This window comes from Streptomyces sp. NPDC028289 (genome assembly GCF_055565975.1).
The window spans coordinates 1,208,640-1,226,226 of sequence record NZ_JBVHTI010000001.1 but is presented as its reverse complement, the minus strand read 5'-3'; the positions used below and the strand labels follow the sequence as shown (position 1 = coordinate 1,226,226).

The following is a 17,587-nucleotide window of genomic DNA, read 5'->3' as shown; positions in this document are numbered from 1 at the left end:
AACCCCCCCCCCGCACCCCGCCCCCCGGCCGGCGCCGGGGCGGCGGTGTACTTACTGTGGGAACACCCCCCCCCCCCCCCCCCGCGCGGGCCCCCCGGGGGGGGCGCCCCCGCCGCTTCGGTGTTGGCGGATGCCGGCGGCGGCTACTTGGCGACGCGCACCTCGCCGCGCACATCGGCCGCGATCTTCGCCGACTCGTCCAGGGTGTACGTCTTCACACCCGCCGTCGGCTCCACGATGCCGATGGTGCTGTAGTCCGCCCAGATGCACATGTACGCCGTCTGGTCCTTGCCGGTGAGCTGGCTCTTGCCCGTCGCCTGCTGGCACTTCATCACCGCGCCGTCCAGACCGGCGGGCGAGACGGACTGCGCGTCGCCGACCAGCTTCACGTCGTCGTCGGAGGAGCTGTTCGCCTTCATCTGGGCGAAGGTGGTGTCCAGCGCCGCCTGCGGGTCCCTCACCGAGCCGTAGACGCCGAAGAAGGTGAAGTTCTCGGCGGTCTGCGCCTTGGCCACGCTGGTCGGGTCGGTGGTGTCCAGGGAGTTCAGGTCGATGGTCGAGTAGAGGGAGCCGACCGAGGTCGCGTCGGTGACACCGGCCTTGGCGAGGTCCTTCGCGTCGCTCGAACTCGCCTTCTCCTCCGAGGGGTCGCCGTACCGCTTGTACTTGCCGGACAGCAGCGAGGCCGGCGCGGTCAGCTTGTGCGGCCCGTCGTCCTTCAGCGCGCCGGACCCGCTCCCGCCGAGCACGAAGTACGCTCCGACGCCGATCGCCGCCACCACGGCCACCGCCCCGATGACCAGCCCCGTCTTCTTCTTCCCGCCGCCCGGCGCCGGCGGCTGCGGAACACCGTAGGGAGGCTGGCCGTACGGGGGCTGCTGGCCGTACGGGTTCGGCTGTGGGGGAACGCCCTGCTGCGGGTAGCCGTAGCCCGGCTGGGGCGGCTGCTGCCCGTAGGGTCCCGGCTGCGGCGGGGCCGACGGCGGAGCCTGCTGCGGGTAGCCGTAGCCGGGCTGGGGCGCCTGCGGCGGCTGGCCGTACGGACCCGGCTGCTGCCCGTAGGGTCCCGGCTGCTGCGGCGGCGGCGCCCCGTACGGGCCCGGCTGGTTGTAGCTCATCTCTGGGTTCCCCTCCAGATGCTTATGTGTTCCTGACATCCTGGCTCAGTCACAGGGAAGCCATGGCACGGGGGTGCCCACCGTTACAGAACAAACGGGTTTCGGGACACTGTCGGGACACCCCTAAACTGGGCCCCGTGACCGAGAATGCTCAGCAGCAGCCCACAGCGCCCAGCACCGAACTGCCGACCCAGTACGCGCCGGCCGACGTAGAGGGGCCGCTGTACGAGCGCTGGGTAGAGCGCGGTTACTTCGCGGCCGACGCCAAGAGCGACAAGCCCGCGTACACCATCGTCATCCCCCCGCCGAACGTCACCGGTTCGCTGCACCTGGGCCACGCCTTCCAGCACACGCTGATGGACGCGCTGACCCGCCGCAAGCGCATGCAGGGCTTCGAGTCGCTGTGGCTGCCCGGCATGGACCACGCCGGCATCGCCACCCAGAACAAGGTCGAGCAGCAGCTCGCCGAGGAGGGCAAGTCCCGCCACGACCTGGGCCGCGAGGAGTTCGTCGACCGCGTCTGGCAGTGGAAGGAAGAGTACGGCGGCAAGATCCTCGGCCAGATGCGCCGCCTCGGCGACGGCGTCGACTGGGACCGCGAGCGCTTCACCATGGACGAGGGCCTGTCCAAGGCCGTACAGACCATCTTCAAGAAGCTCTACGACGACGAGCTGATCTACCGCGCCGAGCGCATCATCAACTGGTGCCCGCGCTGTCTGACGGCCATCTCGGACATCGAGGTGGAGTATCAGGAGGACGCGGGCGAACTCGTCTCCATCCGCTACGGCGAGGGCGAGGACAGCCTCGTCGTCGCGACCACGCGCGCGGAGACGATGCTCGGCGACACCGCCGTCGCGGTCCACCCCGACGACGAGCGCTACAGGCACCTCGTCGGCAAGCAGATCAAGCTCCCGCTGACCGACCGTACGATCCCGGTCGTCGCCGACACCCACGTCGACCCCGAGTTCGGCACGGGTGCGGTCAAGGTGACCCCGGCCCACGACCCGAACGACTTCGAGATCGGCCGCCGCCACGACCTGCCGGCCCTGACGATCATGGACGAGCACGGTGTCATCACCGTCCACGGCCCCTTCCTCGGCCTGGACCGCTACGAGGCCCGCTCGGCCGTCGTCGGCGCCCTCAAGGAGCAGGGCCGTATCGTCGCCGAGAAGCGCCCGTACATGCACTCGGTCGGCCACTGCTCGCGGTGCAAGACCACGGTCGAGCCGCGCCTGTCCATGCAGTGGTGGGTCAAGGTCGGGCCCCTCGCCAAGGCCGCCGGTGACGCGGTCCGTGACGGTCGCGTCAGGATCCACCCCGAGGACATGTCGAAGCGCTACTTCGACTGGGTCGACAACATGCACGACTGGTGCATCTCGCGCCAGCTGTGGTGGGGTCACCGCATCCCCATCTGGTACGGCCCGGACGGCGAGGTCGTCTGCGTCGGCCCCGACGAGGAACCGCCGACGGGCGAGGGCTGGACCCAGGACGCGGACGTCCTCGACACCTGGTTCTCGTCCGGCCTGTGGCCCTTCTCCACGCTCGGCTGGCCCGAACAGACCGAGGACCTGCGGAAGTTCTACCCGACCGACGTCCTGCTCACCGGCCACGACATCATCTTCTTCTGGGTCGCCCGGATGATGATGTTCGGCCTGTACGCCATGGACGGGGTCGCCCCCTTCCACACCATCGCCCTGACCGGCCTGGTCCGCGACGAGTTCGGCAAGAAGATGTCGAAGTCGAACCCCAACGCCGTCGACCCGCTGGTCTGGATGGACGCCTACGGCTCCGACGCCGTCCGTTTCACCCTCGCCAACGGCGCCAACCCGGGCGCGGACGTGCCGATCGGCGAGGACTGGGTCAAGGCCTCCCGGAACTTCACCAACAAGATCTGGAACGCCACGCGCTTCGCGCTGATGAACGGCGCCACGACCGAGGGCCCGCTGCCGGACGCCTCCCGAATGTCCGCGACCGACCGCTGGATCCTCTCCCGGCTCAACACCACCGTCGCTCAGGTCGACGCGTCCTACGACGACTACCAGTTCGCCAAGCTCGCCGACGCGCTCTACCACTTCGCGTGGGACGAGGTCTTCGACTGGTACGTCGAACTGTCGAAGACGACGTTCTTCGCGGGCGGCGAGCAGGCCGAGGTCTCCGGCCGGGTCCTCGGCGAGGTCCTGGACGTGATGCTGCGTCTGCTGCACCCGGTGATCCCGTTCGTCACGGACGCCCTGTGGACCACGCTCACCGGCGGCGAGTCCCTCGTCGTCGCGGACTGGCCGAAGGACTCGGGCTTCCGTGACGAGGCCGCGGAGAAGGAGATCGAGCTGGTCCAGCGCGTCGTCACCGAGGTCCGCCGGTTCCGCAAGGACCAGGGCCTCAAGGACGGCCAGAAGGTCCCGGCCCGCCTGACCCTCGACGGCACCGCGCTGGCCCCGCACGAGGCGGCCATCCGCCAGCTGCTGCGCCTCCAGCCCGAGGGCGACGCCTTCGCGGCGACGGCCACCCTCCCGGTGGCCGGTGCCACGGTCGCCCTCGACCTCTCCGGCACGATCGACGTGGCGGCGGAGCGCAAGCGCCTCGCCAAGGACCTCGCCGCCGCCGAGAAGGAGAAGGCCCAGGCGACGGGCAAGCTGGGCAACGAGGCGTTCCTGGCGAAGGCCCCGGACAACGTGGTGGAGAAGATCCGCGGCCGGCTGGCCAAGGCCGACGAGGACATCGCCCGTATCCAGGCCCAGCTGGACCGCCTCCCGGAGGCGTAGCCGAGGCGTCCCGACAGGCGTCACCGCAGGCGCCCGGCAGCCCTTTCCACGGGGCCGCCGGGCGCCTGCGCGCGTTTCCCGGGTCGCACAGCGCACACCGGCCACCGCCCTACAATCCAAAAGTAGGAACATGACCCTAATGTTCCGTTTTGGTGCCACGTGGCGGAGGGAACGCCCACATGCAGCACAGGGGCCGAACGAGGACGACCCCGCACCGGGGACTGGTCCCCCTGACGGCCGGCGCGGGCGGCCTGCTCGCCGTGCTCATGGGCCTCGTCTTCCTGATGCTGGTGCTCGCGATCCAGGACGCCCAGCACTCCCTGCTCTCCGCGAGGAGCGGCCGGCCGGCCCTGGACCAGATCGGGGTGGTCCAGGGGACCGTCCTCGACATGGAGGGCGGTCAGCGCAGCTACGTCATCACCCGGCAGGACGAGTTCCTCAAGCCCTGGCAGGCCGCCCGGACCGCGTTCCCCGCACAGGCCCGGCGACTCGTGGACGTCAGCACGTCCCCCGCTCAGCGGCAGCTCGCCGAGCAGATCCAGCGGTCCGGCCAGTCCTTCGTCGACGACTACTCGGTCCCCCTCGTGGCCGAGGCCCGGCGCGGCGACCCCGACGCGAGCAGCACGGCGCGGACGCTGGAGGGCAGGCAGCGGCTCGACGCGCTCCGGACCCAGTTCTCCCGCTACATCCACGACGAGCGCCTCGCGATCAGCAAGCGCGAGACCGCACTCGAGGCCCGGATGCGGATGCTGACGATCGCCGCGTCCGTCGGCGTCGGCGCGGCGGTCCTCCTGATCGTCGCCTACGGCGCCTACGTGTCCCGGGTGATCGTCTGGCCGGTGCGCAGGATGGCCCGCTTCGCGACCCGGCTCGCCGCCGGGGACATGAGCGCCCGGGTGCCGCCCACCGGGCGCCGGGAGATCGGGCAGCTGGAGACGGCGTTCAACACCATGGCGGGCTCGCTGGAGAAGAGCCACCGGCGTCTGCGGCTGCTCTACGACGCCGGTACCGCCCTCGGCAACACCCTGGACGTGGGGCGGACCGCCGACGAGCTGGTGCGGGTGGCCGTCCCCCGCTTCGCCGACTTCGTCACCGTCGACCTGGAGGAGTCCGTGCTGCACGGCGGGGATCCCACGGCCGCCGAGACCGTCCTGCGGCGCGTCGCCCGGGGCGGCGTCCGCGACGACTCCCCGCTGGACCCCACCGGCGCCCTGATCGCCGTGGACCCGCCGCCCGCCGCCACCCGCCGCACCGTCACCGGCGCGGCCCTCGTCGCCGATCTCCGAGTCACCCGCAGAGCGCCGTTTCCCGACGCGCGGCGCACCGAGCAGCTCCTCGACTACGGCATGCGCTCGCTGATCACCGTGCCGCTGTCGGCACAGGGCGTCCTGATGGGGGTGATCGTCTTCTGGCGCACCCGGGACTCCCCGCCGTTCGAGAAGGACGACCTGTCCGACGCGGAGGAGCTCGCGGCGAAGTCCGCGACCGCCATCGACAACGCGCGCCGCTACACCCGGGAGCGCGAGACCGCGCTGGCGCTCCAGCGCAGCCTGCTCCCGCACGTCATGCCCGACTGCCCGAGCGTCGACTTCGCCTACCGCTACCTGCCCACCGGTACCCGGGCCGGGGTCGGCGGCGACTGGCTCGACGTGATCCCGCTGTCGGGCACCCGGATGGCCCTGGTCATCGGGGACGTCGTCGGTCACGGCATCGAGGCCTCCGCCACCATGGGCCGGCTGCGCACGGCGGTGCGCACCCTCGCGGACGTCGACCTGCCCCCCGACGAACTCCTCACCCACCTCGACGACCTCGTCCTGCACCTCGACGACGGCGCCGGAGAACAGGCCGGCGAGGTGGGCTCGACCTGCCTGTACGCCGTGTACGACCCGATCTCGCAGCACTGCTCCCTGGCCAGCGCGGGCCATCCGCTGCCCTTCGTGATCACCCCCCAGGGCGCGGTGGAGCCGGCCCCCGGCGAGGCCGGCCCGCCGCTCGGGCTCGGCGGGCTGCCGTTCGAGACCACCGACCTGGACCTCGCCGAGGGCTCCGTCCTCGCCCTGTTCAGCAACGGCCTGGTGCACTCCCGCCACCTCGACCTCGGCCACGGCCTCGACCGGCTGCGCCGCGCGCTCGTCACGTCCGCAGGGAAGGGGGAGCCGCTGGAGGCGGCCTGCGACCGGGTGGTGGCCGCGCTGCGCACCGGCGAACCCGCCGACGACGTCACCCTGCTGCTCGCCCGCACCCGCGCCCTGCCCGGTGATCAGGTGGCCGCCTGGGAGATCCTCGCGGACCCCGAGCACGTCGCCAGGGCCCGGACCCTGACCACCGACCAGCTCGCCGCCTGGAAGCTGGACGAGCTGTCGTTCACCACCGAACTGGTGGTCAGCGAACTCGTCACGAACGCCGTCCGCTACGGCGGCCCCCCGATCCAGCTGCGGCTCATCCGCGACACCAGGACGCTGATCTGCGAGGTCTCCGACGGCAGCAGCACCGCCCCGCACCTGCGGCGGGCCCGGGTCTTCGACGAGGGCGGCCGTGGCCTGCTGCTGGTGGCCCAGCTCACCCGGCGGTGGGGCACCAGGCAGACCGCCGCCGGCAAGACGATCTGGTGCGAGCAGGCGCTTCCGGCGCCCGACGCGTCCACGCGTCCGCAGGGCTCCGTAGACTGGTCCCGTGAGTGATCTGCCCCCGCGCGACCCCCATGAGAGCTTCGACGGCGACTTCGAGGACGCCTTCGAGGACGGCTTCGACGAGATCGTCGCGGCCGAGACGGACCGCGACCCCGATCTCGCGGTGATCGAGGCCGGCAGCCGGACCCTGCGCACCCAGGGCGGCCCGCAGCCGGGCGACGTCCCGGGCCGCCCCGAGGACCCCGAGGTCGACCGGGCCCTGCGCGAGGTGGAGGCGGAGCTCGCCACCCGCTGGGGCGAGACCAAGCTGGAGCCGTCGGTCACCAGGATCGCCGCCCTCATGGACGTGCTGGGCGAGCCGCAGCGGTCGTACCCCTCGATCCACATCACCGGCACCAACGGCAAGACCTCCACCGCCCGCATGGTCGAGGCCCTGCTCGGCGCCTTCGAACTCCGTACCGGCCGCTACACCAGCCCGCACGTGCAGTCGATCACCGAGCGCATCAGCCTCGACGGCGCCCCGATCTCCGCCGAGCGGTTCATCGAGACGTACAACGACATCAAGCCCTACGTCGAGATGGTCGACGCGCAGCAGGAGTACCGGCTCTCCTTCTTCGAGGTGCTCACCGGCATGGCGTACGCGGCCTTCGCGGACGCCCCCGTCGACGTCGCCGTCGTCGAGGTCGGCATGGGCGGCTCCTGGGACGCGACGAACGTCATCGACGGGGACGTCGCCGTCGTCACCCCGATCGGCCTCGACCACACCGACCGGCTGGGCGAAACCACCGCCGAGATCGCCGGCGAGAAGGCCGGCATCATCAAGCAGGACGCCACCGTGATCCTGGCCCAGCAGCCGGTCGACGCGGCGCAGGTGCTCCTCAAGAAGGCCGTCGAGGTGGACGCCACCGTCGCCCGCGAGGGCCTCGAGTTCGGCGTCGTCGCCCGCCAGGTCGCCGTCGGCGGCCAGCTGCTCACCCTGCGCGGCCTCGGTGGCGAGTACGACGAGGTCTACCTGCCCCTGCACGGCCCCTACCAGGCCCACAACGCGGCCGTCGCGCTCGCCGCGGTGGAGGCGTTCTTCGGGGTCGGCTCCCAGCGCCCCGAGCCCCTCGACATCGACACGGTCCGCAAGGCCTTCGCGGCCGTCTCGTCCCCGGGCCGGCTGGAGGTCGTACGACGCTCTCCCACCGTCGTCCTCGACGCCGCCCACAACCCGGCCGGCGCCCTCGCCACCGCCGAGGCCGTCGGTGAGGCCTTCGACTTCAGCCGGCTGATCGGCGTGGTCGGGGCCAGCGGCGACAAGAACGTCCGGGGCCTCCTGGAGGCCTTCGAGCCGATCTTCGCCGAGGTCGTCGTCACCCAGAACTCCAGCCACCGCGCGATGGACGCGGACGAGCTGGCCGCGGTAGCCGTCGAGGTGTTCGGCGAGGACCGCGTCCAGGTCGAGCCGCGGCTGCCCGACGCCCTGGAGGCCGCGATCACGCTGGCCGAGGAGGAGGGCGAGTTCGCGGGCGGCGGTGTGCTGGTCACCGGCTCCGTCATCACCGTGGGCGAGGCCCGACTGCTCCTCGGGAGGGCCTGACCATGCGCACGCTCTGTTCCTCGACCCTGATCGGCGAGTTCTTCGTCATCGGCTTCGCCGCCCTCGTCGCCATGAAGGACCCCGACCTGTCCACCTCCACGGTGTGGCTCGTCAGCGGCATCGCCATGTTCCTCTGCCTGGCCCTGTGCGGTGTCATCACCCGCCCGGCCGGCATCGCCCTCGGCTGGGCCCTGCAGATCGCCCTGATCGCCTCCGGGATCTTCGTCCCGACCATGTACTTCATGGGCGCGATCTTCGCGGGCCTGTGGTGGGCCTCGGTGCACTACGGAAGAAAGATCGACGAGGCGAAGGCCCGCTTCGCAGCGCAGAACACCCAGGGCAGCCCGTCGGGGGTGTGAGGCCGACGACCGGTCCGCACGCCCGTCCGGCGTCTGAGGGCGACGACCGGCCCGCGCCCCCCTCCAGCCCGTCCGGCGTTTGAGGACGAGGCCGTTCAGGCCGAAGCGGGGGGCCGGGGGCGGCAGCCCCCGAAGACCGCGGACCCATCGACCCGCACACTGTGTAACGGACGCTCAGACCAGCCCTGTAGCCTCTCCTCACCGCACCCGGCCAGTACCGAAGGAGCCCTCCCGTGAGCCAGCGCACCCTCGTCCTGCTCAAGCCCGACGCCGTCCGTCGGGGCCTGACCGGCGAGATCATCAGCCGTATCGAGCGCAAGGCCGGCTGGCAGATCACCGCGCTGGAGCTGCGCACCCTGGACCGCGCCACGCTGGAGCAGCACTACGCCGAGCACGTCGGCAAGCCGTTCTACGAGCCGCTGGTGGAGTTCATGTCCTCCGGCCCGTCCGTCGCCCTGATCGTCGAGGGCGAGCGGGTCATCGAGGGCATCCGCGCCCTGGCCGGCCCCACCGACCCGATCGCCGCCGCGCCCGGCTCCATCCGCGGTGACTTCGGCGTGATCGTCCGCGAGAACCTGATCCACGCGTCCGACTCGGAGGAGTCCGCCGAACGCGAGGTCAAGATCTTCTTCCCCGGCCGCGCGTAGCCGTCCGGGGCCCGTAAAGGACCCGTACGGAGTTTTCGTGGAAGTTTTTGACGAGGCGTCAGTCCTTTGAGCTGCACGACCTGGGACGGCCGAACGATTTCGGCCGTCCCTCGGCATATGCGTGCCGATCGGGGGAACGAGTGGCCCCGTCGGACCGTCTCCACAAGCGAGGCGGCCGTACACGTGCTGACAATGGCGAAGACCCTCGCGCAGTGTTCGTGCAGGCGCGTCTACCATGGAAGCCTTCACGTCACAGCACCCACTTCGCCGACCTGAAATGCCCTCAAAAGCTCCCGGGAAGGCCAGACGAATCCTGATGGGGAACTCAATGTCGTTCATCGGCCGTGACATGGCTGTCGACCTCGGGACCGCCAACACGCTGGTGTACGTCAGGGGTCGCGGGATCGTACTCAACGAGCCGTCCGTTGTCGCGATCAATACGAACACCGGTGGAATTCTTGCGGTCGGCGCGGAGGCGAAGAAGATGATCGGGCGCACGCCCGGCAACATCGTCGCCGTGCGCCCGCTGAAGGACGGCGTGATCGCCGACTTCGAGATCACCGAGCGGATGCTCCGCTACTTCATCCTCAAGATCCACAAGCGGCGGTACCTCGCGCGGCCGCGTGTGGTCGTGTGCGTGCCCTCCGGCATCACCGGTGTCGAGCGCCGCGCGGTCATCGAGGCGTCGTCACAGGCCGGTGCCCGCCAGGTGCACATCATCGAGGAGCCCATGGCCGCCGCCATCGGCTCCGGCCTGCCGGTCCACGAGGCCACCGGCAACATGGTGGTGGACATCGGCGGCGGCACCACCGAGGTCGCGGTCATCTCGCTCGGCGGCATCGTCACCGCCCAGTCCATCCGCGTCGCGGGCGACGAGCTGGACAACGCGATCATCCAGCACATCAAGAAGGAGTACTCGCTCCTCCTCGGTGAGCGGACGGCCGAACAGATCAAGATCACGATCGGTTCGGCGTACGACCTCGACTCCGACGAGCACACCGAGATCCGCGGCCGGGACCTGGTCTCCGGCCTGCCCAAGACCGTGGTCATCTCGGCCGCCGAGGTCCGCAAGGCGATCGAGGAGCCGGTCAACGCGATCGTCGACGCCGTCAAGACCACGCTCGACAAGTGCCCGCCGGAGCTGTCCGGCGACATCATGGACAGGGGAATCGTTCTGACCGGCGGCGGAGCCCTGCTGCGCGGTCTGGACGAGCGGCTGCGCCGGGAGACCGGCATGCCGATCCACATCGCCGAGGACCCGCTGGACAGCGTGGCGCTCGGCTCCGGCAAATGCGTCGAGGAGTTCGAGGCGCTCCAGCAGGTCCTGGACGCCCAGCCGCGCAGATGACGTAACTCTTCGATTCCGCCGTACGAGATGACCCCCTCTCGTGCGGCGGATCGTTGATATGGAGGCATAGGCTCACACAGGGCGAGTTCCCCCCACACACGCACACAAGCCTCCGCCCCCCCCGCAGACCTTCGCACCCCCCACATGCTTCACGAACTCCCGAAATCAAGCTCCGCAAGTTCCTATTGAGGAAGGCACGGCCGCCGCACGTGAGGGACACGAAAGAGAGCCGGCTGCTCCTGGTGCTGCTGATCGCCATCGCGTTCGCGCTGATCACGGTGGACATCCGAGGTGGCAGGAACTCCCCGGTCGACGGCGCCCGGCAGGCCGCGGCCGCGGTCTTCGGCCCGATCGAGAACGGCATGTCGACGGTGGTGGACCCGGTCGGAAACGCCGTCTCCGCCGTCCGTGGCTCCGGCGAACGGCACGACCGGCTGGCCCGGTTGGAGAAGCAGAACGCGACCCTCAAGGCGAAGCTCGGCAGCGACGACCGCAACCGCAGCCGCCTCACCCAGCTCGAGAAGATGCTCAACGTCGCCGCCGAGGGCCAGTACGGCATCAAGGGCGCCCAGGTCATCGCCATAGGGTCGGCGCAGGGCTTCTCCTGGACCGTCACCATCGACGTCGGCTACAACGACGGCATCAAGCGCGACATGACCGTCCTCAACGGCAACGGCCTGGTCGGCCGCGTGACCACGGTCGGCCCGGACGCCTCCACCGTGCTGCTCGCCAACGACCCCGACTTCACCGTCGGCACCCGCATGGAGGGCAGCGACGAACTCGGCTTCGCCTCCGGACAGGGCGACCGCCCGCTGCGCGTCGAACTCCTCGACAGCAAGGCCGAGGTGAAGAAGGGCGACCGGCTCGTCACCTTCGGCTCCCAGGGCGACAAGCCGTTCGTGCCCGGCGTCCCGGTCGGCACGGTCACCCGCGTCGACCCCTCCAACGGCGGCCTGACCCGCACCCTGTACGTCACGCCGTTCGTGTCCTTCACCAAGCTCGACATCGTCGGCGTGGTCGTCGAGGCACCGAAGAAGGACCCGCGCGACACGGTGCTCCCGGCCAAGCCCAGGCCGACCCCCACCCCGACGGTGACCGTCACGGTCACCCCGTCCGCGGACGCGAGCGCCAACGCGTCCGACACCACCGGCGAGCAGCAGTAGGAGCTGAATCCCCCATGCGTGTCAACCGGATCCTGCTCTCCTCCGCCCTGGTCGTCGTCGCCCTGGTGATCCAGGTGAGCGTCCTCGCCCGCCTCCACCTGCCCGGCGCCGTCCCCGACCTCATGCTGCTCACCGTCCTCGGCCTCGCCATGGTGTACGGCCATGTGGGCGGCGCCCTCGTCGGCTTCGGCGCCGGACTCCTCGCCGACCTCGCCCCGCCCGCCGACCACGCGGCCGGCCGCTACGCCCTGGTGCTCTGCGTCGTGGGCTACTTCGCCGGCCTCATCAAGCCGGAGAACGGCCGCCTGAAGTCCGCGACCGGCCCGATGCTCGTCGTGGTCGCCGCCGCCGTCGGCTCCACCCTGCTGTACGCCGGCGTCGGCGCCCTCGTCGGCGACACCGCCGCCCGGCACGTCGGCATGACCAGCCTGCTGATCACGGCCGCCCTGTACGACCTGCTGCTCGCCCCGTTCGTGGTCCCCGGCGTCATGGCTCTGGCCCGCCGCGCCGACAACGACCCGCTCACCGAGGCCAACTCCGGCGGCAAGGCGGGCGACATCTCCTCGGGCTGGATCTCCTCCGGTACCGGCATGCGCATCGGCGGCCAGCGCGGCGGCCTCGGTGGCCTCAGGGCCAAGGCCCGCACCCGCACGGTCCGCGTCGGCCGCATCAAGGGGGTCAAGCGCCTGTGAACGCGGGTGAGTTCACCCGAACGGGTGCGCGGGGGCGGAACGCGGCCTCACAGGTAGATCGTTCATCATTCGTACGCGCACGCGCATTTGTGCCGGGAGAGGGGGAGACAGCCCAGTGACCAACATTCCCGAGACCGGTCGGACCCCACGCGTCCAGATCCGCCTCGTCGTCATCCAGATCCTCGTCCTCTCCCTGCTCGGCACCCTCGGCGGCCGCCTGTGGTACCTGCAGATCCGCGAGGGCTCCGAGTACCAGAAGGAGGCCTCCGGCAACCACGTCCAGCAGGTCGTCGACCCCGCCGTGCGCGGCTCGATCCTGGACGCCCGCGGAGTCCCCCTCGCGGACAACGAGACCCGGCTGGTCGTCTCCGCCTCCCGCACCGACCTGCTCAAGCAGAAGGACGACGGCAAGGCGGTCCTGACCAAGCTCGCGGGAGTCCTCGGGATGAAGCCCGACGAGGTCATGCAGAAGGTCCGCCTCTGCGACGCCAAGACCCCCCAGCCCTGCTGGAACGGCTCGCCGTACCAGCCGATCCCGATCACCGACAAGGCCACCGCCAAGCAGGCCCTGCAGATCCGCGAGCGCTCCGAGGACTTCCCCGGCATCACCGCCGAGCCCGAGGCGGTCCGCCGCTACGCGAGCCCCGGCAAGTCCAACACCGCCCAGGTCCTCGGCTACCTCTCCCCGGTCACCGACGACGAGATCCAGCAGGCCAAGGACACCTCCTCCCCGTACCTGCGCTCCGACCAGGTCGGCCGGTCGGGTCTGGAGCGCGAGTACGACAAGGAACTGCGCGGCAAGGCGGGCGTCACCCGCTACGAGGTCGACAACCTCGGCCGCGTCATCGGCAAGGCCAAGTCCGACGCCGCCGAGCCCGGTTCCAACCTGGTCACCAGCATCGACTCCCGCGTCCAGCGGGTCGCCGAGAACGAGCTGGACAAGGCGATGAAGGCCGCCCGCCAGCAGTACGACAGCATCACCCACGAGAACTACAAGGCCGACTCCGGCGCCGTCATCGTGATGGAGGCCAAGACCGGCCGGATCGTCGCCATGGCCTCCGCCCCGACCTACGACCCGAACGTGTGGGTCGGCGGCATCTCCGCCAAGGACTACCAGGCCCTCACCGGCAAGAACTCCGACTACCCGCTGCTCAACAGGGCCATACAGGGTCAGGCGGCCCCCGGTTCGACGTTCAAGGTGGTCTCCACCGCCGCCGCGGTCAACGCCGGCTACGCCTGGGACGGCGGCTACCCCTGCACGAGCTCCTACTCGGTGGGCGGCCAGGTCTTCAAGAACTTCGAGGGCGAGAACTTCGGCGACATCTCCCTGGGCCGCGCCCTGGAGGTCTCCTGCGACACCGTCTTCTACGGCCTCGCCGACCGCGAGTGGAAGAAGGACGGCGGCATCAACCCCAAGCCGGGCGAGCCGAAGGACTACTTCTTCAAGACCGCCCACCAGTTCGGCCTCGGCAAGGAGACCGGCATCGACCTGCCCAACGAGGTCACCGGCCGCGTCCCCGACCGCCAGTGGAAGATCGACTACTGGAAGGCCAACAAGGACGCCTGGTGCAAGTCCGGGAAGAAGGACGGCACCTACGTCGAGAAGATCGAGTACGAGAACTGCCTCGAAGGCAACAAGATGCGCGAGGGCGACGAGATCAACTACTCCATCGGCCAGGGCGACACCCTCGTCACGCCGATACAGGAGGCGATGATCTACGGCGCCGTGGCCAACGGCGGCACCGAGTACCAGCCGACCATCGGCAAGGCGATCGTCAGCGCCGACGGCAAGACCGTCCAGGAGATCAAGCCCAAGGTGGTCCGCAGGCTGCCGGTCACCCAGGCCACCCTCAAGGGCATGGACGAGGCCTTCGCGGGCGTCATCACCCGCGGTACGGCGGCCTGGAAGTTCGGCGGCTGGCCCCAGGACAAGATCGCCCTGCACGGCAAGACCGGTACCGCCGAGGTCTACGGCAAGCAGACCACGTCCTGGCTCGCCACCTACAGCAAGGACTACACGGTCATCATGACCATCTCCCAGGCCGGTACCGGTTCCGGTGCCTCCGGTGAGGCGGTCCGCAACATCTACAGCGCCCTGTACGGCGTGTCGGCCGGCGGCTCCATCGACAAGAACAAGGCGCTGCTCTACACCCCGCAGAAGGGCCTGCCGAAGGTCCGCACGGACGGCACGATCGAGTCCCCGAAGATCTCCAAGGACCCGGCGAAGGACTTCCAGGTCTACTCCCAGCAGGGCGACAAGAACACCGACAACGGGCAGACCCCGGCCGCCACCACGGCCTCCCCGTCCACGGGCAACCGCGACACCCGCAGACGAGCCCGCAAGCGGGGAAGCCGGAGGATGCTCACATGACCGGCGTCAACAGCTTCTCCGTCTCCGGGTACGGCCCGGCGCGGGCCGGCTGGACCCGGCTCCTCGCCCGGGACTCGCTGACCCGCCGCCTGGACTGGCCGATGCTGGTGGCGGCGGTCGCCCTGTCCCTGCTCGGCTCGGTGCTGGTCTACTCGGCGACCCGCAACCGCACCGAGATCAACCAGGGCGACCAGTACTACTTCCTGGTCCGGCACCTGATGAACACCGGCATCGGGCTCGTCCTGATGATCGGCACCATCTGGGTCGGCCACCGCCAGCTCCGCAACGTCGTGCCGATCCTCTACGGCCTCTCCCTGGCGGGCATCCTCGCGGTGCTCACCCCGCTGGGCGCCACCATCAACGGCAGCCGCAACTGGATCGTCTTCGGCGGCGGTTTCTCGTTGCAGCCCGCCGAGTTCGTGAAGATCACGATCATTCTGGGCATGGCGATGATACTGGCGGCGCGGGTCGACGCCGGTGACAAGAAGTACCCCGACCACCGCACCGTCGTGCAGTCCCTGGGCCTGGCCGCGGTCCCGATCCTGATCGTGCTGCTCATGCCCGACCTCGGCACGGTCCTGGTCATGGTCACCATCATCCTCGGCGTGCTGCTCGCCTCCGGCGCCTCCAACCGCTGGGTCTTCGGCCTGCTCGCGACCGGCGTGATCGGCTGTGTCGTCATCTGGCAGCTGCACATCCTGGACGAGTACCAGATCGCCCGCTTCGCCGCCTTCGCCAACCCGAGCCTCGACCCGGCCGGCGTCGGCTACAACACCAACCAGGCCCGCATCGCCATCGGTTCCGGCGGCCTCACCGGCGCGGGCCTGTTCCACGGCTCGCAGACCACCGGCCAGTTCGTCCCCGAGCAGCAGACCGACTTCGTCTTCACGGTCGCGGGGGAGGAACTGGGCTTCGTCGGCGCCGGCCTGATCATCGTGCTCCTCGGGGTCATCCTGTGGCGCGCCTGCCGTATCGCCCGCGAGGCGACCGAGCTGTACGGCACGATCGTCGCGGCGGGGATCGTGGCGTGGTTCGCGTTCCAGGCGTTCGAGAACATCGGCATGACCCTCGGCATCATGCCAGTCACCGGCCTGCCGCTGCCGTTCGTGTCGTACGGCGGTTCCTCGATGTTCGCGGTGTGGGTGGCGGTGGGGCTGCTGCAGTCGATCAGGGTGCAGCGGCCGATGTCGGCATAGTCGGCTCCGCCCCGGGGAACTCAGGGAGGTGAACACATCAACCCGATCTGTTCACCTCCCATACCGATTCAGTCTTCCTCCGATTCACCCACCTTGGCCTCTGCCTCTGCGGCGGCCCGACCACTAGATTCAACTCATGGCGGATACGAAGCGCGAAATCGAGCGCAAGTACGAATCCGATGACAGCGGCCTGCCCGATCTGACCGGCGTCGCAGGAGTGGCGAACGTCGTGGACAAGGGCACCGCCGACCTCGACGCGACCTACCACGACACCTCCGACCTGCGCCTGGCCTCGGCCAAGGTCACCCTGCGCCGCCGCAGCGGAGGCAGCGACGCCGGCTGGCACCTCAAACTCCCCGTCGCACCCGGCGTCCGGGACGAGATCCACGCCCCCCTCTCCGACACCCTCCCCGACGAACTCGCCGCCCTGGCCCGCTCCCGGGTCCGCGAGGGCCAGCTGGTCCCGGTGATCCGGCTGCGCACCACCCGCGACGTCCAGCACCTCGTCGACGCCGACGGCGCCCTGCTCGCCGAGGTGAGCGTGGACCGCGTCCGGGCCGACCGGCTCTTCGGCGGCGACGGCAAGGCACAGTGGACCGAGATCGAGGTGGAACTCGCCGACGGCGGCGACCCCGCCTTCCTCGACAAGGTGGAGAAACGGCTGGGCAAGGCGGGCGTACGCCCCTCGACGTCCGCATCGAAGCTCGCCCGCGCCCTGGCCGAGACGAAGGGCGGCAAGCCGCGCCCGCCGAAGACCGCCTCCGCCGCGCCCGTCACGGCGGGCGACCACGTCATGGCCTACGTCCGCGCCCAGCGCGACGCGATCGTCGAGCTCGACCCCGCCGTGCGCCTGGACACCGAGGAGGGCGTGCACGACATGCGGGTCGCCACCCGCCGGCTGCGCAGCACCTTCCGCACCTTCGGCAAGGTCCTCGACCGCCAGGTCACCGACCCGATCGCCGACGAGCTGAAATGGCTGGCCGGCGAACTGGGCGTGGGCCGCGACCAGGAGGTCCTGGCCGAACGCCTGATGTCGGCCCTCGCCGACGTGCCCCCCACCCTCGTCCACGGCCCCGTCCACGACCGCATCCAGCGCTGGGCCGAGGCGAGCGAACGCGGCTCCCGCAGCCGGCTCCTCGGCGTCCTCGACTCCACCCGCTACCTGGCGCTCCTCGACACCCTGGACACCCTGGCCGCCGACCCGCCCCTGCTGAAGGCCGCCGCCAAGGACCCCGAGAAGGTCCTCACCAAGGCCGTCCACAAGGACTTCGCCAAGGTCACCGACCTGATCGAGACGGCCATGGCAGAGCCCCCCGGCCACGACCGCGACCTCGGCCTGCACGAGGCCCGCAAGAAGGCCAAGCGCACCCGCTACGCGGCCGAAGCCGCCCGCCCCGCCCTCGGCAAACCGGCCAAGACCATGGTCAAGTCCATGAAGTCCCTGCAGACCATGCTCGGCGAGCACCAGGACAGCGTCATGGCCCGCGAGACCCTGCGCGAACTGTCCGCGGTGGCCCACGCGGCCGGGGAGAGCGCGTTCACGTACGGGCTGCTGTACGGCCGCGAGGAGCAGCGGGCGGCGGCGGTGGAGACGGAGGCGCCCAAGGCCTGGGAGGACATCAAGACCGAGGCTCCGGTGTGATCCGGGCGTACGGGGGAGTCCGCCGACCGGGTTAGGCTTGATGGTCACCCTTCCCGGCCACCGGCCGGGGGGCGCCC

The 17,587-nt window shown here is 70.4% G+C and carries 12 protein-coding genes; 11 read left to right on the top strand and 1 reads right to left on the bottom strand.

The features are described from left to right. Nucleotides 1-143: 143 nt before the first annotated feature. The gene (locus tag ACZ4UV_RS05355) at nucleotides 144-1,118 is read right to left on the bottom strand and encodes a hypothetical protein (protein WP_467835891.1); all 975 of its coding nucleotides are present in this window, start codon (nucleotides 1,116-1,118) and stop codon (nucleotides 144-146) included. A gap of 137 nt (nucleotides 1,119-1,255) precedes the next feature. On the opposite strand from ACZ4UV_RS05355, the gene ACZ4UV_RS05350 reads away from it, so the two are divergent. The 11 genes from ACZ4UV_RS05350 (at nucleotide 1,256) to ACZ4UV_RS05300 (ending at nucleotide 17,510) form a co-directional block, all read left to right on the top strand. After that, on the top strand, nucleotides 1,256-3,880 hold the full coding sequence (locus ACZ4UV_RS05350; RefSeq protein WP_451020461.1) for a valine--tRNA ligase: 2,625 nt from the start codon (nucleotides 1,256-1,258) through the stop codon (nucleotides 3,878-3,880). Nucleotides 3,881-4,059: 179 nt separating this feature from the next. Then, on the top strand, nucleotides 4,060-6,561 hold the full coding sequence (locus tag ACZ4UV_RS05345) for a SpoIIE family protein phosphatase (protein WP_451020462.1): 2,502 nt from the start codon (nucleotides 4,060-4,062) through the stop codon (nucleotides 6,559-6,561). Further along, entirely contained in the window at nucleotides 6,554-8,092 is a 1,539-nt protein-coding gene (gene folC / locus ACZ4UV_RS05340; protein WP_390040071.1) for a bifunctional tetrahydrofolate synthase/dihydrofolate synthase, read from the top strand. The genes ACZ4UV_RS05345 and folC overlap by 8 nt, the downstream gene beginning before the upstream one ends. A 2-nt stretch (nucleotides 8,093-8,094) precedes the next feature. Then, nucleotides 8,095-8,451 (top strand): DUF4233 domain-containing protein, encoded by a 357-nt coding sequence (locus tag ACZ4UV_RS05335; protein ID WP_451020463.1) that lies wholly within the window; start codon nucleotides 8,095-8,097, stop codon nucleotides 8,449-8,451. Nucleotides 8,452-8,684: 233 nt separating this feature from the next. Beyond that, complete coding sequence (gene ndk, locus ACZ4UV_RS05330) at nucleotides 8,685-9,098, top strand: nucleoside-diphosphate kinase (protein ID WP_467835886.1); 414 nt, start codon at nucleotides 8,685-8,687, stop codon at nucleotides 9,096-9,098. A 328-nt stretch (nucleotides 9,099-9,426) separates the two neighbouring features. Continuing rightward, nucleotides 9,427-10,446 (top strand): rod shape-determining protein, encoded by a 1,020-nt coding sequence (locus ACZ4UV_RS05325; protein WP_004001297.1) that lies wholly within the window; start codon nucleotides 9,427-9,429, stop codon nucleotides 10,444-10,446. A gap of 209 nt (nucleotides 10,447-10,655) precedes the next feature. Further along, nucleotides 10,656-11,609 (top strand): rod shape-determining protein MreC, encoded by a 954-nt coding sequence (gene mreC / locus ACZ4UV_RS05320; RefSeq protein WP_390040077.1) that lies wholly within the window; start codon nucleotides 10,656-10,658, stop codon nucleotides 11,607-11,609. Nucleotides 11,610-11,623: 14 nt separating this feature from the next. Then, entirely contained in the window at nucleotides 11,624-12,301 is a 678-nt protein-coding gene (gene mreD, locus ACZ4UV_RS05315; RefSeq protein WP_390040079.1) for a rod shape-determining protein MreD, read from the top strand. A gap of 115 nt (nucleotides 12,302-12,416) precedes the next feature. Continuing rightward, nucleotides 12,417-14,672, top strand: a complete 2,256-nt coding sequence (gene mrdA, locus ACZ4UV_RS05310) for a penicillin-binding protein 2 (RefSeq protein WP_467835882.1) — start codon at nucleotides 12,417-12,419, stop codon at nucleotides 14,670-14,672. After that, nucleotides 14,669-15,868: a rod shape-determining protein RodA gene (rodA, locus tag ACZ4UV_RS05305; RefSeq protein ID WP_467835880.1), complete on the top strand. Its 1,200-nt coding sequence runs from the start codon at nucleotides 14,669-14,671 to the stop codon at nucleotides 15,866-15,868. Before mrdA ends, rodA begins: the two co-directional genes overlap by 4 nt. Nucleotides 15,869-16,004: 136 nt before the next feature. Beyond that, nucleotides 16,005-17,510: a CYTH and CHAD domain-containing protein gene (locus ACZ4UV_RS05300; RefSeq protein ID WP_467835878.1), complete on the top strand. Its 1,506-nt coding sequence runs from the start codon at nucleotides 16,005-16,007 to the stop codon at nucleotides 17,508-17,510. Nucleotides 17,511-17,587: the final 77 nt, after the last annotated feature.